The organism is Wolbachia endosymbiont of Drosophila pseudotakahashii, assembly GCF_026015925.1.
Lineage (GTDB): Bacteria > Pseudomonadota > Alphaproteobacteria > Rickettsiales > Anaplasmataceae > Wolbachia > Wolbachia pipientis.
Genome location: NZ_CP110359.1, coordinates 1,149,191 through 1,170,114 on the forward strand (window position 1 = coordinate 1,149,191; position 20,924 = coordinate 1,170,114).

Below are 20,924 nucleotides of genomic sequence, written 5' to 3' on the forward strand. Positions count from 1 at the left end.
ATCTCTGTCGAGTATTGGCATTTTTTGATGTCTTGTAACGCTTTATAAGCGCGTTCAGCTTATTTAGATAAAAATCTAGATGTAGATGAAGTTTTGTAAAGACATACAGTATCTATATACTGCAAAAAATTGAACATAAGACGCCGATACATTAAGTAATCCTTACCTTTTAATCTCCAGATTGGCGAAAGCAAATACAATAGCTTCACTGTCATGATAAGGGGGGTGGCGGAGTTTGTCAAGGAAGTTTTTTCGTTTCTGCAGGCTACTTTCCGACACCAGTGGTGTTAAGTATTCGTACAGTTATTGGTGTTATCAAGATACTCCCTAATCTTCTTCAAATCCTCCCAGGCTAAACGTTTTTGTGCCGGTTGGCGAAGTAAGTAAGCTGGATGAAATATAGCGGCTGTGGTGATTGAATTGGACAAATATTGGTTAGTGTACGTATGAAATCTACCACGCAAATTCGATATAGTTTTTGTGCTGTCAAGAAGGCTATAACATGCGATTCCCCCGACCAAAATTAAAATTTGTGGTGAAACTAGTGCAACGTGTTTTTCGACAAATGGTCTGCACATATCAAGCTCTAGGTCGGTTGGCTTTCTATTGCCAGGTGGACGCCAAAATACAGTATTGCTTATGTATACCTTAGTGCGATCAAGATTGATTGCATTTAACATTTTATCGAGCAACATTCCACTTGCACCACAAAATGGTATGCCTTGAAGGTCTTCATTTGCTCCTGGAGCTTCACCAACGAGCATAACTTTTGCGTTTGGATTACCATCGGAAAAGACAGTATTAGTTGCAGTTTTTTTTATCTCACAACCTTCAAATGATTCAACTGCACTTCTTAGTTCATCCACACTATTACATTTGCTTGCAAGTTTCCTTGCTTCGATTATCCAGTCACTTGGAAACATGTCTTTTCCATCTTTAGTGTCACCCCAGCGCGTATCTCCATCTTTCTTCTTGGTCCCAGTTTGGATAACAGAGGGTTGTACACTCTCTTTGCTCTCCAATTTTTTTTCCTCTTCACCCTCCATTAGTGTGCAATCAACGCCCACTTCATGGTAAAATTTTAATAATTCTAGGTCTTTATTGCTCATAATGCTTTTTAACCTTTTGTGCTTTTTTCATGGCCATATCATACTTTAATTTAGATAAATGTCTAATATATAATATGCCGTTTAAGTGATCTAATTCATGCTGAATACACCTTGCAAGCCAACCACTAGCTTTTAGCGTCTGTTCTTCGTTATTTAAGTCTCTGTATTTCACAGTTAAATACTTTGGACGCTTAATTTCATAGCTTTGCTCTGGAATTGAAAGGCACCCTTCCTTGAGAGTCACTTGTTCATCAGATAATTCCGTAATTTCTGGATTAATCATGCAAAATTTGCCAATTGATTCATATCCTGCTGGCTCATTTTCAATTGTTTCTAGCTGAACATCCACAACAAAAATTCTCTTTAACACTCCAACTTGCACTGCAGCAAGGCCAAGACCTTCTGCATCATACATAGTTTCGAACATGTCGTTTACTAATTCTTTAATTTTATCGTTTATATCTGTTACTTCACTGGCACGTGTGATTAGTCTTTCATCAGGGGCAATTACAATTGGTAATATGGACATAAAAATCATAATTTTATGTTTTGCTTTTCCTTTTGTCCAGAATTTAGTGTATATTAAAATGTTGCTATATCTATAATAGAAATATAAATTATTAAAGAAAGCTACAATTTAAATGAAATTGCGTAATAAGGTTAACTAATGTACTCTGCAGTAATAGCAAAACCAAAGAGAAATGTTTTTGCTGTTTTAGACATAGGTACAACAAAAATTATCTGTCTAATCGTTAAGATAAATGGCAACTTCAGCTATAAAGTAACAGGAACGGGTTATAAGATTGCAGAAGGTGTAAACGGTGGATCAATAACTAATGTAAAACACGCAAATTACTCCATCTCATCAACTATAGGTTTAGCTGAACAAGTATCAGAAGAAACCATAGATCAGATATATGTGAACATTGCTGGATGTGGCATCTCATCTTTCAATGTACATAATGAAATTATTGCAGCTAACCATGAGATTTCTGAGCGTGATATAAGGCGTGTAGTTTTTCAAACATTTGAGAAATATATTGAAGACAATGTTATCATTCACAATATACCACTAAAATATCACTTAGATGACATGACTGACATAAAAGAAGTTGGTGGATTGTACGGAAAAAGACTATCTGCTGATGTTAATGTTGTCACTGCTTCGCGTCCAGCGCTTACCAATATTGAAAACTGTATTACCAATAATGGTGGATTAAATATGGCAGGTTGTATTGCTTCTGCATATTCTGCAGGTCTTGCCTGTCTGAGTGGAGATGAAAAAGAGCTCGGGACTGCTATTGTTGATATAGGCGGTGGGTGCACTGCAATTGGAATTTTCAAAAGAGGGAAACTTGTGTATGCAAGCAGCGTTCCAATTGGTGGTGTTCATATCACTCGAGATATTGCTTACGGGCTATGCACAAGCATAGAACGTGCAGAGTATATAAAAATACTGTATGGCAGCACTATCGTAACTTCAATAGATGAGAATGAGTACATTACAATGCAAAACAACGAAAATGATGAACCTACTCAAGTATTCAAATCTGAGCTTATTAACATCATAAGACCAAGAGTTGAAGAAATACTTGAAATGGTCAGAGAGCAATTTCAAGAGCAGAAAGATCCAATTAATAAAGTAGTGATCACAGGTGGAACTAGTCAACTCACAAGCATGAAGGAAATTGCAGGCTATATATTCAATAAGCAAGTTCGAATTGGGTGCCCTGAGTCTTGTAGCGGTCTTGATGGCGAATATGATAAAAATCCTGTATTTTCTGCTGCTATAGGCTCTATAAAGCTAATAGTTGACACTTTTTATAAAAATAATTCTGGTATTTTAGGTCAGGATGGTAAAATGAGTAAATTGTATAATTGGGTTAAATCAAAAGTTACAGTCTAGATTTCTGTTTTACCACCTTTCATACAAATGACTTGACACTAGGATCCATAGGACTTATTTTTATAATATGTAAAATTATTATGTTTATGTACTTGCGAGTAAGCGTACCAATTACAATAAGACATGGAAAATATGAACATAACTATACACTCACAAGAAGATTTTGAATTTATGCGCAAGGCTGGCAGGCTTGCTGCTGAAACTCTTGATTTCATTGCACCATACGTAAAGGTAGGGGTGACAACTAATGAGTTAAATGATCTATGTCATGATTTTATAATTAATGCAGGTGCAGTTCCAGCACCACTAAACTATAGGGGGTATCCAAAATCGATTTGCACTTCAAAAAATGCAGTTGTGTGCCATGGTGTTCCCGATAATAAACCACTTAAAGATGGAGATATTTTAAATATTGATGTCACGGTGATTTTAAATGGCTGGCATGGTGATACAAGTCGCATGTTTTGGATTGGCAAGGCATCAATAAAAGCAAAACGCTTGTGTGACGCTACTTATCATGCATTGATGGAAGCAATCAAACAAGTTAAGCCCGGCAATAAGTTAAATGAAATAGGGCTTGCTATAGAGAAATATATTAGAGATTTTGGATATTCTATCGTACGCAGCTACTGCGGACATGGTATAGGAAAAGTCTTTCATGCTCCACCAAATGTAGTGCATTTCTATGATCAAGATGAAAATCTCGTCTTGAAGGAAGGTATGTTCTTTACAATAGAGCCAATGATTAATGCTGGAAAACATGAGACTCTGCTCAGTAAACTCGATGATTGGACAGTGACAACACGCGATCTTTCACTTTCTGCTCAATTTGAACATACGCTCGGAGTAACAAAAGATGGTGCTGAAATATTCACATTATCACCTAAAAATTGGCACTTCCCGCCTTATAATTAGATTTTTTTAAATTCTGCTATACTGCAACTATACTTGGTTTACTTTGGGTAATTTTGAAGAAAGCTCACCCTTAATTTGCGATATAGCAACTAGCCCAATTAATGCACAGAAAATCATGTAAAAACTAGCTGAAGTCTCTTGTCCTGTAACCTTGATAATTGTTGTGCATATAAATGGTGCAAGGCCGCCAAAAAATCCAGCAGCTATATTTCTTGATAAACCAAATCCACTGTACCGAACCTTTGTTGGAAATAATTCGCACATAAGTGCACTGACAGGACCAAGCGATGCAGCTATTGGAATTATAAAAAGAATGTGTGCCAGCAAGTAATTGCCACTACATAACATTGAAAAAACTGGATAACTTACTATTACAAAAGCTATAAATGCAAATTTCATAACTTTTTCTCTTCCTACCTTATCAGAAAGTATAGCAAATAATATTGTCAATCCTCCGAGCGCAATTTGACTCAGTATTTCCACTATATGATTAAAATGAGTATTTACTGTTAATATTTTATTCGTAAGCACATTGAAAAATACCAAATATATATAGAGAGACGCATTTTCAACCAAGTCAATACCTATTGATATTAGAACAGGCTTTTTGTAATTGTTTAATAACTCTTTTAGTGGCAATTTAGACGGATTTTTTTGTCTTTTATACTCTGGGCTTTCATCAAGTATATATCTCATATATATGCTAATTAATCCCATTGCTAAACTGAAAATGAAAGGTAATCTCCACCCCCAAGATTCAAAATCAGATACTTTTTTGCATATGAGTACCGCTATCAGGCTTAATATTGAACCAAGAATTGCACTTAATACCTCAATGCTGCCAAAAAATCCTTTTTTGTTTTTAGGAGCATGTTCTATTAAAAATGGTGCATTTCCTGCTTCTCCTCCAAGAGATATACCCTGCAATAATCTTAAACACACTACCAGCATTGACGCTAGTATTCCAATGCTTTGATAACCTGGAACAAAAGCAATTAATACGGTTGATAAAGTCATTAATATAATCGAGAGCAATAAGGCAACTCTTCTGCCATGTTTATCACCAATGTGACCAAATATAGCAGCACCGACTGGTCTCATTAAGAAACCCACTGCAAACACTCCAAAAGCCTTCAATACGCTGGTTAGTTGATCATCCGATGGAAAAAACACACCACCTATTATGTTTATTAAGTGGCCAAAAAGCATGTGGTCATACCACAATAAAGTGTTACAAATCAAACTTGAAAATATTACTTTTGTTATTTGCTGCATAATTTCCCTATAGCCTGTTTGATCTTATATATAAAAAAAAATGTGAACGTTATGTGAATATTATATTAACAATATTAAACCTTGATTTTAATATTATTGCTCATATATTCCGATAAGATACCATATTTTGGCAAGAAAATCTATGTACATAAATAAAATTGATGTGAAGAGTAGAGTAGAGTAGGATATCTACACCAACTGTACTTAAATTTTTTGATATGACACACACTCCAGTTTTGTTAAAAGAGATGCTATCACTACTATCACCGCAGGATGGTGGCATATACGTGGACGCCACATTTGGAGCTGGAGGGTATAGCAAAGCAATATTGGAGTCAGCTGATTGCAAAGTATATGCAATTGATAGAGATGAAACGGTAACTAAGTTTTATGATGATTTAAGCGTTAGATATCCAGATAGAATAAAACTATTCATTGAGAAGTTTAGTAATATTAAAAGTATACTAAGCAGCGTTGAGCCATCTCCTGTCATCCCAGTACTTGATACTGGAAAAAATAACTGGTCACGCGCTGGAATGACATCAAACGGGGTGGATGGAGTGGTCTTTGACATCGGAGTTTCATCTATGCAGCTTGATAACGGAGATAGAGGGTTCTCATTTTTACATGATGGTCCACTCGATATGAGCATGGATAACTCTTCTTATATAAACGCTTCAACGTTTGTTAACGCTTTACGCGAAGAAGAAATCGCAAATACTATATATAACTACGGAGGCGAACGTCATTCTCGCAAAATTGCAAGAGCAATAATAAATGCACGGAAGAAGAAAACTATCAAAACTACATTTGAGCTTGCGGATATTGTACGTTCCGTGGTATTTCGTGGAAAAAGCAAAATTGATCCTGCAACCAGAACATTTCAGGCAATCAGAATATGGGTAAACGATGAGCTGGGAGAACTTGAAAAGGGTATTAAAGCTGCATCTGAGATTTTAAGTGAGAATGGCAAATTAATTGTCGTCACCTTTCATTCCTTAGAAGATCGTATAGTCAAAACTTTTTTTAAAGATTTATGTGCTACTGATTGCAAGACATTCTCTCTGCTAAATAAAAAAGTGATCGAAGCAAGTATAGAAGAAGTAAGTGCAAATCCGCGTTCACGCTCAGCAAAACTAAGAGCTATACAGAGGTTGTCGTGAGAACTTTCTGCATCATCTCAATAGTTATGTTTTTTCTTAGCATTGTAGGACTATTTAAGGTAAAATTACATGTTCAGTCGTTAAATAGAGAGCTAATAAAAATAAAAAGTGAAATTAATTTAGTACAAAGTGATATAAAAGTTTTACAAGCAGAGTGGAGCTATTTGAATAATCCAAAAAGACTTGCAAGCCTTGTAAAGAAATACCTGAAAAATAACTCTTTAATACTGGCTAGCCAGGTTAAAAATCTTGACTCTTTAAATGGCCGCAGTGTGCTAGCACAACTTAAAATCCATGATCAACAGTGAGATTAAGTCTTATTTTTTACAGATGAGCACATCACAATAAAACTTACTTTGTATCCGTTCAGGATAGCGGCAAGGTAGTATAACCATAGAGTAAAAGTGAGTTTACAACAAATGGTGTCATCCCAGTGCTTGACACTGGGATCCAGCCTTTCCATAATCATCAAAAACATTGTATTTTAACGTAAAACAGCTATTTTTATGCTTACCAACTTAATAAAATTCCTGGATCCCAGTGTCTGGGCACTGGGATGACAAAGGAAAGCAGTGTCAGCTACTTGCATAACACCATTTGTTGTGCAACTTACTTTAGTATGAAATTGCTTGCGTAAGATTTTGGCAGCCTCTTAACATTTTTTGGCATTTCAATTATGTATTTAACGTTGCGTTTTTTTGCGTAGAATACTGCTTTTTCAAGAGAATCAAACTTTAATACAATCTGTTTTTTTGGATCTTTTGAGCCAACCCACCCCATTAAAGGTTCAATGTAGTAAGAGCCAGATTCAATTTTCAGGTGCCAGAAATTTGTATTACCTAAACCAGATTGTGTTGCAGTTCTTGTTGGTCTATAAATCCTAAAAACTACTTTATCGTCAATGCCCATAGTTCTTGTTAAATAAGCTTAAATATATATCTAAATAAATCCTTTCACAAACAATTAGTATGAAAGAATGAAGTTTGAAATAAATATTTTTATGTTATATTATTATTAAATTATATTAAAAGGATTAGCTGAATAGGAGTAACCGATGACGCAACAGGAAATAGTAACAATTAATGCAGAGTTACGTGATATAACAAAAACAAAAGCGATGCATTCTCTAAGGAAGAAAGGAAACATCCCTGGAATCATATATGGAAAGGGCCATGATAATGTAAATTTGACATTGTCTGCAAAGGAATTCACAAAGCAATATAAGTCAGGCTCTCTTTCTGCACATTTGATAGAGCTGAATATTTCGGGCAAAAAGGAATATGCTCTTGTTCGCGATATCCAATTGCATGTAGTAAAGGATACTGTGCAACATGTTGATTTTCAGTTTGTTGATAAAGGCAGTGAAATTAAAATAGACATACCTCTATCATTTGTGAATGAAAGTAAAGCTCCAGGAATCAAATTAGGTGGAGTGCTTAATGTTTTGTGTCGTTCTATTGCTGTTAAATGCTCTCCTGATAAAATACCTCAGGTTATTGAAGTTGATTTATCCGGTAAAATGATTGGCCAGTCTATACATATTAATGATGTAAAATTACCAGAAGGTGTTAAGTTTGTAGCTCATGAAGAAGAAAATTTTACCATTGTTACAATTTCTGCTGCCGATAGTGACGTTGAAGAACCTCAAGCAGAAACAGAGGAATAGTGCACCTGATAGTTGGGCTTGGTAATCCTAGCAGTCAATATGAGCTAACTCATCATAATATCGGCTTCATCACCGTTGATGCAATCTGCAAATATTGGGATTTTCAGTTGTTCTCTAAAAAAGCCGATTATCTGATAACCTCTGGCATGATTAATGATAATAAAATCATGTTAATAAAGCCTTATTCATTTATGAATAATTCAGGCATCCCTGTTGCAAAAATACGAAACTTTTACAAATTATCGCTAGATAATATCGTTGTCATACATGATGACGCTGATTTGGAACTTGGAAGAATAAAAGTAAAGAAAGGTGGTAGTTCTGCTGGACATAATGGACTTAAATCCATAGATAGTTTTATTGGCAACGATTATTGGCGCTTGAGATTTGGAGTGGGTAGACCTGAAGATCAAAGAAGCTTAGCAGATTATGTGTTATCAAAATTTTCAAATTTTGATAATGTTACTCCCTTAGTGGAAAAAATAGCAAAAAATATACACTTAATGCTGCAAGGAGATAATACAGCTTTTATCAATTTGATTGTATAATATTACGAAACACAGGGAGTGTATGGTCCCAGAGTGTGATGGTGTGGATTTAGTATGAACAATTCAGGAGATTTTGTCCACTGTAAAGATATAAACTCAAAAGGTGTAAGACCCTTAAGAGTTTTGAGTCTTTTAGCATAATTGTAGGCCATAACAAAGTCATAAAGATGCTCTTTGAGTTGCTGGTGAGACTGATAGTAATACTTCTTAACAGTGGCATTCTTTAAAGTTTTGTTCATATGCTCAACTTGCCCATTTGTCCAAGGATGGCTAACTTTTGTTAGACGGTGTTCAATGTCATTTTCTTCACAAGCTCTATCAAATATATGTTGAAAAGCGTATTTATGGCGTTTTTGGTTGGTAAATTGTACACTGTTATCTGTCAAAATAGTGTGGATTTTATATGGTAAAATTTTAATCAAATTACGTAGAAACTCAGCAGCTATAGGTTTTGTAGCACTTTTATGCAACTCAACATACGTAAATTTGGATGTTCTATCTATTGCAACAAACAAATATAACTTTCCTTCTTCTGTTCTGACTTCTGCAATATCAATATGGAAATAGCCTATAGGATATTGTTTGAATTTCTTTTTTGGTTTAACTTCGCCATCAACATCTGGTAGTCTGCTAATGCTGTGCCTCTGTAAGCAACGATGTAGACTAGAGCGAGTCAAGTGTGGGATTGAGGTTTGCAAAGCGTAGAGACAATCATCTAATGGCAATAGAGTATGCTTACGAAATGCAACAATTACAGCCTCCTCTTCTAAAGTTAAAACAGTTGATCTTGCATGCTTCGGACCCATATCAGCGTCTTTGGCAAAAGACCGTTTTCTCCATTTAATGATAGTTTTTGGATAAGGTTATAGTACCTGGAGAGTTTTGCTATGCTCTCTTTACTATTTTGTATTGCTCTACGAATTGTCTCTGTTGTTTTGGCGCACCCATGTAATATTTGTCCCATAATTCCTCCTTTGATGGCATTGTTTTCTCATATTTTATCATACCATCACACTCTGGGACCATACATCCCCCCCTCCCCCCCTAATTCCTATATCAAACCTTTCTTTACTAGATTATATAGTCAATATAAAAAGCCATATAAAATTGCTTCCACTGCTGCCATGAGGAAATTGCTTATTCTTGCTAACTCTTTAGTCAGAGATGACAGGGTTTTTACTGAGGAATATAACTCTCTGTCTGTTTCTATCTAAGAGCCAGCATAGCTGTGGATAAGCACGTTTATACAGATAAAAGTACTTATCCACAGCTACATCAATTTTTCTATTGACTTTTAAGACAACTGCTGAACAGATACATTCGTCATCCCGCTACGTGTTAGCGGCCAAGATACCGCGGCGGTATGACGTGGGAAACCTGACTTGCATTAGCTATAAAATAGTGATTTATATAAATCCCATAGCATGCCGAATGAAGCGTTTTTTGAGGAAATTTGAATTTTCAACTGCAATCAAGCCAAGATTTCTTAGTGCTTTAGCGCAGAATATTCTGTTGGAAAACATCCTATTTAATCCATCAGTTGCAAGCGCCATTGTAAAATTATCAAAGTATCTGTTACGTGAAATTTTCTTTAATAAATAACTACTGCCAACATCAGTACCAGCCGCTTTTGCAGCAACTACGTGCTTTATAACACTTTCTACATCTCTAATTCCAAGATTAAGCCCTTGACCTGCAACTGGATGAATTGAATGTGCTGCATCGCCGATAAGCAAAACTCTACCCTTATATAACTTTTTTGCAAAAGCAAAACTTAAAGGATAAAGTTTTCTTTCACCCTCTAATTTTATCTCTCCTAAATAAGAACCAAATCTTTTTTTAAGCTCTATAATAAATTCTTCTTCAGACAGATCCATTAGCATTTTTGAAATTTCAGATTTTTCTGTCCAAACTATCGAAGAAGTATAGCCACCCTTCATCGGTAGAATTGCAAATGGACCGCCAGAGAAAAAACGCTCCACAGCTAAGTTTTGGTGATGCAGTTCATGCTTTACATTAAATACTATGCTACTTTGTTTATAGTCAAATTTCACTGTCGGTATAGAAAATAACTCTGGTAATTTAGAGTTTTTGCCTTCAGCGCAGATAAGTAGCGATGATATTAATTCCTGGTTATTATCAAGAATCACTTCCACATATCCTGAATCACAAGCAATTGTTTTATAGGAATGTGGAGAGTATATATTCAGTTTATTTAGAAAATTATTGTTGATTGCATTCCATATAGTAGCATTGTTGATAACATAACCCATTGGCTCTCCGCTAACCATTTTATGATTGTAATGCACAGTAACCGCATCTAATATGCATATATCAAGTATTGGCTCAGCTTCACTTTCCACAAACTGCCAAATCCCTAACTTTTCCAATATTTTTTTCGAGCCTTGAGAAATAGCAAATGCTCGATTATCATCTACTACACGTGGTAGACTATTTTTTTCAATCACAGCTACAGACACAGAGTCACAACTGAGGCCAATGGCAGTAATAAGACCAAGTAACCCACCACCTGAAATGATTACATCATAATTCATTTTATTTACGCTAATTGTAAAATTATATTTTATCTGTTTTGAAAATAGTTTAAACAAACTTTATATATAAATTAAATTTTTTAGATCCCAGTGTCAGCTACTTGGATGACATCTAAAGACACTCCACCTTGTCATTCCAGCACGTAACGAACAACTGTACGAACATTTTGCGAAGGCAGTATGTTAAATGCTATGGCCGGTTTTGCCTCAAACATAAAGGTGTCATCCCAGTGCTTGACACTGGGATGGCTTTGTTGCATCGCTACTTATGAAAGGCTAACTATAGTTAGGATTATAAGTAACCTATTGAAAATCTTGTTTTTTTGCAATCAATCTGATCAAATTTAAGAATAGTAATTTATTATTTACATTAATAAATTTAATTCTATTGAAAATAGCTAAAGCATTGAAATTCTTGAATTTTAGCCGGATTAGTGAGTGGTAGTGAAATTTCTTTTACTCAAATTTAGGTATTCACTGACCGTTCTTGTTATAAATACCAGAATAATAAGCTACTGATATTCTCCATCTTTTTTATCTTTAATCCATCATAGCTAGCGATGCAACAAAGCCCACTGGGATCCATTCTTCTTTTTTTCTGGATTCCAGCGTCACGCGCTGGAATGACAAAAGCTGCTAATTTTTCATGTAAATAATGGTTATGCAAGCAGTCTATTGTGTAACTAACAAAAGAGGACTTTGATTCGCATGTTTCTCACGCTTATTCTATTGTTTAACTATACTTTGAGCAATGTCTTCATAAATCTCTGCCAAATCCTCACTTAGCATTAAAGGATTTCCGCAATCAGAAGCATGGCATATTTGTGGATCTAGAGGAACTCTGCCTAGAAGTTTGATGCCCAGCTCCTCAGACATTTTTTTTGCACCGTCTTTTCCAAATATGTATATTTTTGAGCCGCTTTGAATGAAATAACTCATATTTTCTACAATGCCAATAACCGGTACGCTGAGCTTTGTAAACATATCATAAATTTTGCGAGCATCGATTAAAGAGAGCTCCTGTGGAGTTGAAACTATTATCGCTCCAGTTAAGTTAAAATTTTCCATAAGACTTAAATGCACATCGCCAGTTCCAGGTGGTGTATCAATTATCAAATACTCTATATCGGACCATTTTGTTCCCATTAGCAGACTATAAAGTGCTTTTGTAATCATAGGTCCGCGCCATATTGCTGCACGATCTTTATCGATAAAATAGCCAATTGAAATAGTATGCAGTCCATACTTTTCTATAGGCATTGCTTTACTATCCTGTATTTCTGGCTTTAATTTTTCAGCGCCAAGCATTTTAGGAATTGAAGGACCATATATATCTGCATCAACCAGCGCAACTTTATGTTTCAACTTTGCTAATGAGAGAGCAAGATTTAGCGCAACTGTGGACTTGCCCACACCGCCTTTACCAGAGGCTACAACGATTATATTTTTCACTCCTTCGATATGTAATTTAGCTTTTTGTTGCCCAGTTTGTTTTTGACCAGTAGCAACCACGGTCACTTTTGTCACCCCCGGTATAGCTTTAACAGCTTGCTCACAATTTTTTCTTAATTCTTCATTTGCTTGCGTGTTACCGGCAACTTCAAGCACAAAACCAACATCTTGACCTTTAATAATAATTGAGGATATTATGCCAAGAGCGGTCACATCTTTACCGCTTTTTTGCTCTATGACTTTTTTTAAGTTCTCTCTTACAATTTTTTCGTTGATCATTAGCCTTTTAGGTGATTTCTTCCTGAAGTCGTTTAATCTCAGCTTGAGGAAGGCCGTTTGTCTGAGAGATAATATCAATAGAGATGTCAGCCTTAAGTAGGTTTTTTGCTACTTCAATCTTTCCCTCATCAAGTTTTTTAGCGAGGATGCCTTCTTCTTTCCGCAGATCCATTATTCTTTCTTCATATGCTACTAAATCTTTTTCATTCCAGCTAAACCTGTCTAATTCATCGTAGGCTAACTTTATTATTGGTGCTTTTTCTGCTATTTTCCTTAAGTCTTCTTCCGTAGTTTCATCTGCATATTGTTGTCTAAGTGAAGAAGGTCGCCCCTCCTCACTCGACTTCAAAACCGTACGTGAGACTTTGCGCCTCATACGGCTTCTCTCCAATTTGGTGCTTTTCATGCACACCTCCTGTGTAATTCATCGTGACAATGTCCATGTAACAAAGATAAGTTTTTGATCATGTTGTTTCGTCTATTCCGGTCTTTGTGATGTATTTCTATTGTATCATCACTTTTAAACCATAGTCTACAATTATCACATTTACTTTGTTGTAACTTCAATAGTTTTATTACTCTTAATGGCTTATCTGGTATTTTTCTCAGACGGTTACCCCAATATACCCAATCACCATCATATGGAGATCTGGTTTTTTGCACTTTGATATGTCGTTTAATATCATGATCGCTGTGTATAATAAGATGTATCTTGTTACTTGTCATAAAACGCCAGTTATCGTTATTATACTTTTTAAAGTATTTTCTTTTTATCCAGCATTTCCCTTTGTTTGGGTGCCTAAAGACTGACCTTACCCAGAAAAAGTGGAGAGAAAGAAAAGAGTTTTTTTGGGTAAAATAAAATTTTGGAGGATTAGAAATGGTAAGAGAATATACGGCAGAATTCAAATTGGAAGCTGTTAAGCTGGCAAATGAACAAAGAAAGGTAGGTCAACCAGTTGCAAAAGTAGCAAGAGATCTAGGAATAAGGGATAGTGTATTAGGAAAATGGATGAAGAAATATAACGAAAAAAAGTCAGCGGCAAATGCATTTCCAGGTAGAGGTAACATGGCTCCTTACGACAAAGAGAGATTTGATTTACAGAAAGAGTTAGCAAAAGTAACAAGAGAAAGAGACATTTTAAAAAAAGCCCTGGCCAGTCAAAAAGAGTAAAATATTTTTTTATATAGTAACTGCTATAAAGTACAGGAATTATGTAGGATTTTCTGCTAGTGGCTACTATAAGTGGACCACAAGAAAAATAAGCAGTAGAGAATCAGCAAATAAAGAGTTATTAGCAGATATTCAAAAAATATATCAAGCTTCTAAATGTAGATATGGAGCTCCTAAAATTCATGCTGAATTGAAGGCTTTGGGTAAAAGTTGCAATTTGAAAACGGTGCAAAGTATTATGCAGAAAAATGACATCAGGGCTATACTGAGAAGAAAGTTTAAAATTAAAAAACAACAAACAGATAATAGAGCTGTAGCTCCCAATATACTAGATCAAAACTTTATTGTTGATCAACCAAATAAAGTATGGGATTACTTACATCAAAACCAAGGAGGGATGGCTATATTTGGCAGCAATAATTCTCACGTATGGTAGTTAATGAGTAGTGCAATAAATAAACAATTGGTTATGAACTCTTTATTAATGGCCATTAATAGGTGTAAACCTGTTAAAAATCTACTGCTGCACAGTGACCAAGGTTCACAATATACTGCGCAAGGGTATCAATATCTCTTAGCTGTAAAGAATATAGATGAGTAATAAAGGCTGTTGTTACGACAATTCTGTTGCAGAAAGCTTCTTTAGCTCATTGAAAAGAGAAATACTTATTGATACTTCACAACACTCTGCTCAACAAACTAGAACTGCAATATTTGAATACATAGAAATTTTTTATAACAAACAACGTCACTATTAACTATTGCATTCCAGAACAATTTGATGCATCATTCTTTTTGTAAAAAACATTCCACACTTTCTCTCCACTTTTTCTGGGTAAGGTCAGTTGGATTTTCACCAATTGTATTCTAAACGCTTACTTGGCGCACCCATAACAAAAATGCCTGAAAAACGTTAATAATTATATACTATTATTAATAATTATTCAACCATATTTTAAGCTTACAATTTTGAGCTTAACTGACGCTTATGGATAGGGGCAACTCTATCACCCTGTGTTATGTTTATTTTCTAACGGACGCTGATTTTTGTATCGTAATTTCTTGCTATAAATTGGTTATATAAGAGCTGGCTTCTAAAATTTTATAACCCTAATTTGAATTAACAGACAGTAGAATCGAAAGATTATTACAAGGAGAAATCTACACAGATCGACCCTTTTGTGAATCTGCGTTTCTGCTTTCTTCAACTTGTTTTGCAAAAGATGTTTCCGGTTTCTGAAGTGGCTTAGCAATTTCACGCACAACGGCAATAACTGCTGTTAAAAACGTTTTTAACAATGCACCTAAAGCTCCACCAACTGCTCTGCCATATATATGAGCTTGCTTTTCGTTACCGTCAGCAGTTTCCCCTGCCCTCCTTCTTGGATCCATCCTATGAGCAATCACCGAAAACAACACTCCCCTGATTGAAGACTTCACTTTTTCCTTTGCTTCGTGGACATCCCCATCTTTTGCTATTTCATGTCCATGACTTAAGTGTTTAGCGTTCATTAGCTCCTTTTGTTGCTGGGCAAACATGCTACTTAATACTTCTTCTATCACTTGCTTTCTTCTCTTCTCTCTAACTCTTTTCATAGATTCTGATTTATCGCGAGTGTGTTTGGTAGTTTCAAATTCTGCATCAATATCTTCGGACGCAGCCTGACTATATAAAGTCTCTATGAGCCTGTCTATGCTTCGCTTTATTTGCATAGTCCTTTCGTAACTATCCGAATTATCAATTCCTTCGTCGATCTGATTTAGAATATCCTCAAAAACTTTCAAATAGTCTTGAATATACTGTATTATGTATTGCTTATCCTCCTCTTTGTGTTGTTCTTCTTGATTTTGCTGATTTTCATTTTCTAAACTTTTCTCTCTTTTATCATCGTTATTTTCTTCAATATCATCACCGTCTTCCTCGAAAAGGTCTTTGTCGTTCATGATTTTTTTTAATTTAGTTAAAATTCTCACCAGTTACTATTGTATATGAAAAAATTAAATTAACATTAATGAAAAGCGTTTACAACTTCAGCACTAGTTAAAACTACAGTAAAGCTGTCAAAAGTAACAGGATCATAATACCTCTCATACAATTCAACTGAACATCTAAGCCTAAGCCTTATCTTTTCCTTAGCATTAAAACTAATTTCATAATCATTATTAGAGTTTAGCACAGCAGAATTACGTAATAATTCATCAGCTAATACAGAGTCTAAAATTCCATTAATTTTTATCGTAATGTGTCTGCTTCCAGCACAATCGAGCACTTTCCTCCAGCCAAAAGAAGAAATATCTTTCACCTCTTCTCTGTTATTACGCAAAGTAAACCTTAGGTTTCTTATATTATTTAACACAATAAAATTATTGTCATGATCTTTAATTTTTAGCTGTAATTTGCTCATTATCACCTCCTTTTATTAAAATATCAAAATTAATTGTTGAATGTAAAATTTCATCGTGCTGATCCATAGCACAATTACTTTCTAAACTGGCCTCATTATTAAAACCTTCAATGCTCTTAAGTATCAAGTTAATATGCCTTATAATGGCAAACATACTGTCTATATGATAAGTATATATGTCGCATGAAAATCTTGCCTTTGTAGCAAAATTGGACAGCATATGCAGGTTATTATAATTCACTGCGCGCAATCTCAAGTAAGGAATGGTGACCTGTTTAGGTAAGTAGTCATAAATGTTAGTAACATATTTCCTTAAATCAGAATTTGCTTTTAGTGCTGCATAAACGCTATTGTACAACTCGTTTATAGCTTGAATTTTTTCCATGATTAACCCTCGAAAGATATATAGAAACTCGTCATCCCGCTGCTTGTTAGCGGGATCTATCCGTAACGGTATGACGTAGTAGCCCAGTTTGAATGACCAGAAAGAGCTACAAAACAACCTTTGGTTCGCGAAATGGAGAATATACCTTCTTCACTTCAGATAAATGGCTACTTACCTCCGATTCACGATTTTTGTAAAGAGCAGAAACATGCCGCATAATATCTAGTTTTATCTGCTCAGGAACATTGTCATAACCAGCTTCGTATACAACATCAACTCTTATTGCATTCAAACAATTGAAAAACTCAACGTAGCCCCCTACATCACTAAAATAATACTTAAGTGTACTCTTCTCTTGATTTTTAGACATCATTGCAGTAGCCAATACTATCTTACTCACAGGGCCATAGCTTAAATAGATCCTACGAGGTACATAATCTTCATATGAAACTTGCCATGTTTGTTTCACTAGTGACTTTTCCATATGCCATTCAGCGTAATCAGTTGCCATAAAAATTAGATCTGAAATCAACTTATCATCCTGGTCGTTCTCAATGCGTAAAAAAGATTTAACCTCTTCTAAAGTAACTGGAAAAGATTCAGGCTTAGATTTACGTTGCACAGATATTCTTGGTGAAGTAGATCTTATTGACATAATAACCCTCCTTTTTGATATAGCTAAAATAAGTAAGGTTTACCTCGTGACAGCGTGGGGCAAATCTTACTTACCTTAGCTATGCAGCTTGCATGCAACATTAAGTTAAATTGGCGCAGCAACAACTCTGAGTGCTTTATCGTATGAATATATTAAGAAGAGAACGTATTAAAGCTGTTTCTCCTTTTTTGTTGATAAAATTTGAACTTATAGCATATTCAACTAGGCTGGATTTTAGTAGATTGACATTTTGAGAATGAATATTATTGAAGGTGGAGTTTAACTCTTTAGCAAGCAGACTGCGAAATTTTTGCACACTGTCATATGCGATGTTCTCAAGTTCATGTGCAAATTTATCTTGAGCTATAGTTGTTATATCTTCAATTTCCTTATCAAACTCCTCCAGCTTTTTTCCCTTACTCTTAGAGCTTTTCGTAAAAGTTTTCATATTAATTAAACTCAACTACTTTTATGATTATAACTGTAATAAAAAAACTACCAAAGTAAAAAATTCGCACTACTGTGTAACTCATAACTGTACGAACATTGCAATTTGGGCCTACCAGGAGGGCAATGACTCTTATCCAAGTACCCTCTCTTCTTGTCATCCCAGTGCTTGACACTGGGATCCAGGAATTTTATTAAGTTGGTAAGCATAAAAGTAGCCGTTTTATGTTAAAACACAACGTTCTTGATGAGATTACGGCAAGGCTGGATTCCAGTGTCAAGCACTGGAATGACATCATCCTTTTTGGGATTCCAGTGCAGCTACTTGCATCTGCCACCTGCAAACTGCAATGTTCGTACAGATATAGGTGCTAAGTTTTACAAACACCGTTGTGCTGAACCTTGAATATCCACTTCTTTCAATTCAGTGGTAGGTTTTGGTTCAGCGATGGGTTTTGATATTGCGTATGTAACGCAACTAGCTAGCAATGCAGCAGATGTTACAAAAACTACAATTATTGGTAGAACAGACAAGTCGAAAGCAATACTGAGAGTAGCACCTACTGTTAACATAGTTACAAGATTCACAGAAGCAACTTTTAAGAAACTCATTTGTCTTTTTCCTGCTTTTTCTAGCGACACTTCATTTGTTTTAGTTTTAGTTTTAGTTTTGCCAAGTTCACCCTCAAGTGGTGTGTTTTCATTCTCCAGACTTTTTATTTTTTGTGTTAGTGATTCATTCTCTTTATTGAATTGTTTCAACTTAGTCTCATGTCCAACTATGCAACTTTTTGATTCTGCTAGTTCCTTTTGCGCTTTTTCTAACAACACTTTTGTTTTATAATGCTTATTTTCGTTTTCTTCTAATTCGCTATTAAGTGTTGTATTTTTACTTTCTAGATCTTGTATTTTTTGTTTTAGCAATTCATTCTTTTTCTGCTCATCCTTTAGCTGAGTACGTAATTCTTTTAACTTAGCTTTACGTTTTTCAACCTTTTCTGCTTTTTCTGGAGTTTCCGTTGCGTTGTGTGTTTTGGAATGAGAAAAGGTACTAGGTACAACCTCAGATGGCTGATCACACATACTGTTTAGTCTATCTATTAGGTCTTCATCCTTTATCAATGAGCGATCTGCTCCATATTTTATCAAAAGTTTTGCTAATTCTTTATTGCCATTTGTAACAGCAAAGTATAAAGGGATATGTTCATCTTGATCTTGTGCATTAACATTTGCTCCATTATCTATTAGATACTTTGCAATCTCTACATAACCATGCACAGCAGCATAATGTAAAGGGGTATGTTTATCTCTATTTCGTGCATCAACATCTGCTCCATGTTTTATCAAAAGTTTTGCTAATTCTTTATTGTTATCTGCAACAGCCCAATGTAAAGGGGTCACGCCATCTTTATCTTGTGAATCAATGTCTTCTCCATTTTCTAATATAGATTGGCCTAAAGCTTCAGATCCATCTCCATCAAAACATATTCCACTGTCGTCACTACTACTTTTATTTAAAAAGGTCTGTTCACCATTATGTATAGTATACTGCTCTAGATGTTGATCGTGCAAGTAATCTTGTTCTATGCGCTTCTGATTATTGGCAAGTCGTTGCTCTGCCTCTCGCAACTTTTGCAACATAGCATCTCTTTCTCTTATAGCCTGTTCTCTTTCTAATGTATCATCTACTTTGTCTGTATTGTTTTCATTAACGATTGAGTTTGAAGAAGTCTGTTCATCCTCATCTTGTACATAGATTTTTCTGTTGTTTGGTGTAGTTCCGTTGTTCTCTTCCTGATCTCTTGCATTACATGCTTGCACTGCAGCAGTTGCGTTATTTCCGTTCACAGCTAAATTTCCTGGAGTTTTATTATTAGGCTGCGGTAAAGTGCCTTGTCTATTTTGTCTTCTCGTAGCTCCTGCCTCAGCATAACGTTGTTCTCCTTCCTCTAACATTTCTATTATAGCCTTTTTACCTTTTACATCACCGACAATATCCCTTGGAGTTCGGCCTTGACTATCTTTTAGTAAAGGATTTGCGTCATTATTCAATAAAAGCTGAACTATCTCTTGATGACCATGCAAAGCAGCAATGTGCAAAGCAGTTAATTGAGACTTAACTCCATCAAGTTCATGTGTTGGTTTATTAACTTTTACTCCCTTTGCTAGTAGGAGTTTTACTATTGGTACACTGTTACATTCCACAGCAAGATGTAACAATGTATAATTTACAATTTTGTATGAATCTGATACACGGAACATCTTATTTATCTCATTTATCTTCAATTTGTTAAATGTACTGAATGTCTTACTTGTATTACCTATCTTCAATTTGTTATAAGTGTCATATACTCCTGAGTTTACACCTTTTAGCTTATTCCCTATTCTTTCAAGTAAATTATTCTCATTTAAACCTTCACTCTTGCTTACCTCATTTATTATTTCAAAAAACTTTTCCTTTTTTATTGCCATAACCTTTCCTCTCAATTTATTTATTATTGCTGAACAGTCTCACAAAAAAGTTAAGTTTGTCGAAATTCCATGTTTGATCTAAAAATTAGTCATAAACATTTTCTATGCAAGTAGCTGACACTGGTTCATTCTATAATGGTGTCACAGCAGTCCTACATCATGCCACCGCGAACCGTCATACCACGATTCATTCGCGTTATCTCATCCGCTAACTGTTCTCCCTCATCATACCGTCACGGTATCTCCAGATCCCGCTAACAAGTAGCGGGATGACGATTGTCAGGGTGTCATCCCAGCACCCCTATGATGTCATCCGAGTAGCCGACACTGGTTCCTTTATGATGGCAGTGCCCCTATGGTGTCATTCCAGTGCTTGACACTGGAATTCAGCCTTTCCATAATCATCAAAACATTGTATTTTAACGTAAAACAGCTATTTTTATGCTCACCAACTTAATAAAATTCCTGGATCCCAGTGGGCTTTGTTGCATCGCTCTTCGGATAGTAGGTAACGTACA

Annotated in this window: 22 protein-coding genes and 3 pseudogenes; 9 read left to right on the forward strand and 16 right to left on the reverse strand. The window is 35.3% G+C overall.

Going from position 1 to position 20,924, the window contains the following annotated elements; translation table 11 throughout:
• Nucleotides 1-287 precede the first annotated feature (287 nt).
• Both ONI09_RS05985 and def read right to left on the reverse strand, forming a co-directional pair.
• A complete protein-coding gene (locus ONI09_RS05985) occupies nucleotides 288-1,109 on the reverse strand; it encodes a uracil-DNA glycosylase (protein ID WP_265013956.1) in 822 nt (273 codons plus the stop codon).
• Nucleotides 1,099-1,638: a peptide deformylase gene (gene def / locus ONI09_RS05990; RefSeq protein WP_006279678.1), complete on the reverse strand. Its 540-nt coding sequence runs from the start codon at nucleotides 1,636-1,638 to the stop codon at nucleotides 1,099-1,101. Before def ends, ONI09_RS05985 begins: the two co-directional genes overlap by 11 nt.
• 138 nt (nucleotides 1,639-1,776) lie before the next feature.
• Between def and ftsA the strand changes: the two genes are divergently transcribed.
• Together ftsA and map are read left to right on the forward strand one after the other, a co-directional pair.
• Nucleotides 1,777-3,015 (forward strand): cell division protein FtsA, encoded by a 1,239-nt coding sequence (ftsA, locus tag ONI09_RS05995; RefSeq protein ID WP_010962406.1) that lies wholly within the window; start codon nucleotides 1,777-1,779, stop codon nucleotides 3,013-3,015.
• Nucleotides 3,016-3,147: 132 nt separating this feature from the next.
• A complete protein-coding gene (gene map / locus ONI09_RS06000) occupies nucleotides 3,148-3,930 on the forward strand; it encodes a type I methionyl aminopeptidase (protein ID WP_265013957.1) in 783 nt (260 codons plus the stop codon).
• Nucleotides 3,931-3,957: 27 nt separating this feature from the next.
• Here the strand turns inward: map and ONI09_RS06005 are convergent, their stop codons facing one another.
• On the reverse strand, nucleotides 3,958-5,205 hold the full coding sequence (locus ONI09_RS06005) for an MFS transporter (protein WP_264705539.1): 1,248 nt from the start codon (nucleotides 5,203-5,205) through the stop codon (nucleotides 3,958-3,960).
• Nucleotides 5,206-5,423: 218 nt separating this feature from the next.
• Here ONI09_RS06005 and rsmH point away from each other — a divergent pair, with 218 nt between their 5' ends.
• Both rsmH and ftsL read left to right on the forward strand, forming a co-directional pair.
• Nucleotides 5,424-6,368 carry a 16S rRNA (cytosine(1402)-N(4))-methyltransferase RsmH gene (rsmH, locus tag ONI09_RS06010; protein WP_006279684.1) on the forward strand — a complete coding sequence of 315 codons (945 nt, stop codon included), beginning with the start codon at nucleotides 5,424-5,426 and terminating at the stop codon, nucleotides 6,366-6,368.
• On the forward strand, nucleotides 6,365-6,676 hold the full coding sequence (gene ftsL / locus ONI09_RS06015) for a cell division protein FtsL (RefSeq protein WP_007548286.1): 312 nt from the start codon (nucleotides 6,365-6,367) through the stop codon (nucleotides 6,674-6,676). The genes rsmH and ftsL overlap by 4 nt, the downstream gene beginning before the upstream one ends.
• A gap of 301 nt (nucleotides 6,677-6,977) precedes the next feature.
• Here the strand turns inward: ftsL and ONI09_RS06020 are convergent, their stop codons facing one another.
• The gene (locus tag ONI09_RS06020; RefSeq protein WP_065094969.1) at nucleotides 6,978-7,277 is read right to left on the reverse strand and encodes an NADH dehydrogenase ubiquinone Fe-S protein 4; all 300 of its coding nucleotides are present in this window, start codon (nucleotides 7,275-7,277) and stop codon (nucleotides 6,978-6,980) included.
• Between the two features lie 145 nt (nucleotides 7,278-7,422).
• On the opposite strand from ONI09_RS06020, the gene ONI09_RS06025 reads away from it, so the two are divergent.
• Both ONI09_RS06025 and pth read left to right on the forward strand, forming a co-directional pair.
• Nucleotides 7,423-8,034: a 50S ribosomal protein L25/general stress protein Ctc gene (locus ONI09_RS06025; RefSeq protein ID WP_010962412.1), complete on the forward strand. Its 612-nt coding sequence runs from the start codon at nucleotides 7,423-7,425 to the stop codon at nucleotides 8,032-8,034.
• Nucleotides 8,034-8,582: an aminoacyl-tRNA hydrolase gene (gene pth / locus ONI09_RS06030; RefSeq protein ID WP_265013958.1), complete on the forward strand. Its 549-nt coding sequence runs from the start codon at nucleotides 8,034-8,036 to the stop codon at nucleotides 8,580-8,582. The genes ONI09_RS06025 and pth overlap by 1 nt, the downstream gene beginning before the upstream one ends.
• Nucleotides 8,583-8,584: 2 nt before the next feature.
• Here the strand turns inward: pth and ONI09_RS06035 are convergent.
• From ONI09_RS06035 to ubiH, 3 genes and pseudogenes are all read right to left on the reverse strand, one after another.
• A pseudogene (locus ONI09_RS06035) lies at nucleotides 8,585-9,504 on the reverse strand (IS481-like element ISWpi4 family transposase).
• Complete coding sequence (locus ONI09_RS06040) at nucleotides 9,468-9,608, reverse strand: hypothetical protein (protein WP_265014460.1); 141 nt, start codon at nucleotides 9,606-9,608, stop codon at nucleotides 9,468-9,470. Before ONI09_RS06040 ends, ONI09_RS06035 begins: the two are co-directional and overlap by 37 nt.
• A gap of 380 nt (nucleotides 9,609-9,988) precedes the next feature.
• Nucleotides 9,989-11,137, reverse strand: coding sequence for a 2-octaprenyl-6-methoxyphenyl hydroxylase (ubiH, locus tag ONI09_RS06045; RefSeq protein ID WP_265013959.1), 1,149 nt, complete (start codon nucleotides 11,135-11,137; stop codon nucleotides 9,989-9,991).
• Nucleotides 11,138-11,317: 180 nt separating this feature from the next.
• On the opposite strand from ubiH, the gene ONI09_RS06050 reads away from it, so the two are divergent.
• The gene (locus ONI09_RS06050; protein WP_264705535.1) at nucleotides 11,318-11,485 is read left to right on the forward strand and encodes a hypothetical protein; all 168 of its coding nucleotides are present in this window, start codon (nucleotides 11,318-11,320) and stop codon (nucleotides 11,483-11,485) included.
• Between the two features lie 378 nt (nucleotides 11,486-11,863).
• Here the strand turns inward: ONI09_RS06050 and ONI09_RS06055 are convergent, their stop codons facing one another.
• From ONI09_RS06055 to ONI09_RS06065, 3 genes and pseudogenes are all read right to left on the reverse strand, one after another.
• Complete coding sequence (locus ONI09_RS06055) at nucleotides 11,864-12,868, reverse strand: Mrp/NBP35 family ATP-binding protein (RefSeq protein WP_236515147.1); 1,005 nt, start codon at nucleotides 12,866-12,868, stop codon at nucleotides 11,864-11,866.
• A 7-nt stretch (nucleotides 12,869-12,875) separates the two neighbouring features.
• Nucleotides 12,876-13,175, reverse strand: a pseudogene (locus tag ONI09_RS06060) (hypothetical protein); the annotation flags it as partial.
• Between the two features lie 95 nt (nucleotides 13,176-13,270).
• Nucleotides 13,271-13,594 carry a hypothetical protein gene (locus ONI09_RS06065; RefSeq protein WP_265013961.1) on the reverse strand — a complete coding sequence of 108 codons (324 nt, stop codon included), beginning with the start codon at nucleotides 13,592-13,594 and terminating at the stop codon, nucleotides 13,271-13,273.
• 154 nt (nucleotides 13,595-13,748) lie between these two features.
• Here ONI09_RS06065 and ONI09_RS07140 point away from each other — a divergent pair.
• Nucleotides 13,749-14,843: pseudogene (locus ONI09_RS07140) on the forward strand (IS3 family transposase).
• A 360-nt stretch (nucleotides 14,844-15,203) separates the two neighbouring features.
• Here ONI09_RS07140 and ONI09_RS06090 read toward each other — a convergent pair.
• The 5 genes from ONI09_RS06090 to ONI09_RS06110 form a co-directional block, all read right to left on the reverse strand.
• On the reverse strand, nucleotides 15,204-15,986 hold the full coding sequence (locus ONI09_RS06090) for a hypothetical protein (RefSeq protein WP_265013962.1): 783 nt from the start codon (nucleotides 15,984-15,986) through the stop codon (nucleotides 15,204-15,206).
• A 65-nt stretch (nucleotides 15,987-16,051) separates the two neighbouring features.
• Complete coding sequence (locus ONI09_RS06095; protein ID WP_265013963.1) at nucleotides 16,052-16,447, reverse strand: phage tail protein; 396 nt, start codon at nucleotides 16,445-16,447, stop codon at nucleotides 16,052-16,054.
• Nucleotides 16,422-16,832, reverse strand: coding sequence for a tail completion protein gp17 (gene gp17, locus ONI09_RS06100; RefSeq protein WP_265013964.1), 411 nt, complete (start codon nucleotides 16,830-16,832; stop codon nucleotides 16,422-16,424). Before gp17 ends, ONI09_RS06095 begins: the two co-directional genes overlap by 26 nt.
• 106 nt (nucleotides 16,833-16,938) lie before the next feature.
• Nucleotides 16,939-17,487, reverse strand: a complete 549-nt coding sequence (locus ONI09_RS06105) for a head-tail connector protein (protein WP_265013965.1) — start codon at nucleotides 17,485-17,487, stop codon at nucleotides 16,939-16,941.
• A gap of 136 nt (nucleotides 17,488-17,623) precedes the next feature.
• Nucleotides 17,624-17,935 (reverse strand): ECH_0659 family protein, encoded by a 312-nt coding sequence (locus tag ONI09_RS06110; RefSeq protein WP_264707050.1) that lies wholly within the window; start codon nucleotides 17,933-17,935, stop codon nucleotides 17,624-17,626.
• Nucleotides 17,936-18,159: 224 nt separating this feature from the next.
• Between ONI09_RS06110 and ONI09_RS06115 the strand changes: the two genes are divergently transcribed.
• Complete coding sequence (locus tag ONI09_RS06115; protein WP_265013966.1) at nucleotides 18,160-18,309, forward strand: hypothetical protein; 150 nt, start codon at nucleotides 18,160-18,162, stop codon at nucleotides 18,307-18,309.
• 3 nt (nucleotides 18,310-18,312) lie between these two features.
• On the opposite strand, the gene ONI09_RS06120 is transcribed toward ONI09_RS06115, so the two are convergent.
• Nucleotides 18,313-20,406, reverse strand: a complete 2,094-nt coding sequence (locus ONI09_RS06120; RefSeq protein ID WP_265013967.1) for an ankyrin repeat domain-containing protein — start codon at nucleotides 20,404-20,406, stop codon at nucleotides 18,313-18,315.
• Nucleotides 20,407-20,924 lie beyond the last annotated feature (518 nt).

Excerpts from the sequence above, each read along its gene's own strand:
- ONI09_RS06110 (WP_264707050.1), bottom strand. The coding sequence starts at position 17,935 with ATGAAAACTTTTACGAAAAGCTCTAAGAGTAAGGGAAAAAAGCTGGAG.
- ONI09_RS06120 (WP_265013967.1), bottom strand. The coding sequence starts at position 20,406 with ATGGCAATAAAAAAGGAAAAGTTTTTTGAAATAATAAATGAGGTAAGC.
- ONI09_RS06065 (WP_265013961.1), bottom strand. The coding sequence starts at position 13,594 with ATGACAAGTAACAAGATACATCTTATTATACACAGCGATCATGATATT.
- ONI09_RS06020 (WP_065094969.1), bottom strand. The coding sequence starts at position 7,277 with ATGGGCATTGACGATAAAGTAGTTTTTAGGATTTATAGACCAACAAGA.
- ftsA (WP_010962406.1), top strand. The coding sequence starts at position 1,777 with ATGTACTCTGCAGTAATAGCAAAACCAAAGAGAAATGTTTTTGCTGTT.
- ONI09_RS06025 (WP_010962412.1), top strand. The coding sequence starts at position 7,423 with ATGACGCAACAGGAAATAGTAACAATTAATGCAGAGTTACGTGATATA.
- ONI09_RS06055 (WP_236515147.1), bottom strand. The coding sequence starts at position 12,868 with ATGATCAACGAAAAAATTGTAAGAGAGAACTTAAAAAAAGTCATAGAG.
- ONI09_RS06005 (WP_264705539.1), bottom strand. The coding sequence starts at position 5,205 with ATGCAGCAAATAACAAAAGTAATATTTTCAAGTTTGATTTGTAACACT.
- gp17 (WP_265013964.1), bottom strand. The coding sequence starts at position 16,832 with ATGGAAAAAATTCAAGCTATAAACGAGTTGTACAATAGCGTTTATGCA.
- ONI09_RS06095 (WP_265013963.1), bottom strand. The coding sequence starts at position 16,447 with ATGAGCAAATTACAGCTAAAAATTAAAGATCATGACAATAATTTTATT.
- ubiH (WP_265013959.1), bottom strand. The coding sequence starts at position 11,137 with ATGAATTATGATGTAATCATTTCAGGTGGTGGGTTACTTGGTCTTATT.
- ONI09_RS06050 (WP_264705535.1), top strand. The coding sequence starts at position 11,318 with ATGTTAAATGCTATGGCCGGTTTTGCCTCAAACATAAAGGTGTCATCC.
- rsmH (WP_006279684.1), top strand. The coding sequence starts at position 5,424 with ATGACACACACTCCAGTTTTGTTAAAAGAGATGCTATCACTACTATCA.
- ONI09_RS05985 (WP_265013956.1), bottom strand. The coding sequence starts at position 1,109 with ATGAGCAATAAAGACCTAGAATTATTAAAATTTTACCATGAAGTGGGC.
- map (WP_265013957.1), top strand. The coding sequence starts at position 3,148 with ATGAACATAACTATACACTCACAAGAAGATTTTGAATTTATGCGCAAG.
- ONI09_RS06115 (WP_265013966.1), top strand. The coding sequence starts at position 18,160 with ATGTTAAAACACAACGTTCTTGATGAGATTACGGCAAGGCTGGATTCC.
- ONI09_RS06040 (WP_265014460.1), bottom strand. The coding sequence starts at position 9,608 with ATGGTCCCAGAGTGTGATGGTATGATAAAATATGAGAAAACAATGCCA.
- def (WP_006279678.1), bottom strand. The coding sequence starts at position 1,638 with ATGTCCATATTACCAATTGTAATTGCCCCTGATGAAAGACTAATCACA.
- ONI09_RS06090 (WP_265013962.1), bottom strand. The coding sequence starts at position 15,986 with ATGAACGACAAAGACCTTTTCGAGGAAGACGGTGATGATATTGAAGAA.
- ONI09_RS06105 (WP_265013965.1), bottom strand. The coding sequence starts at position 17,487 with ATGTCAATAAGATCTACTTCACCAAGAATATCTGTGCAACGTAAATCT.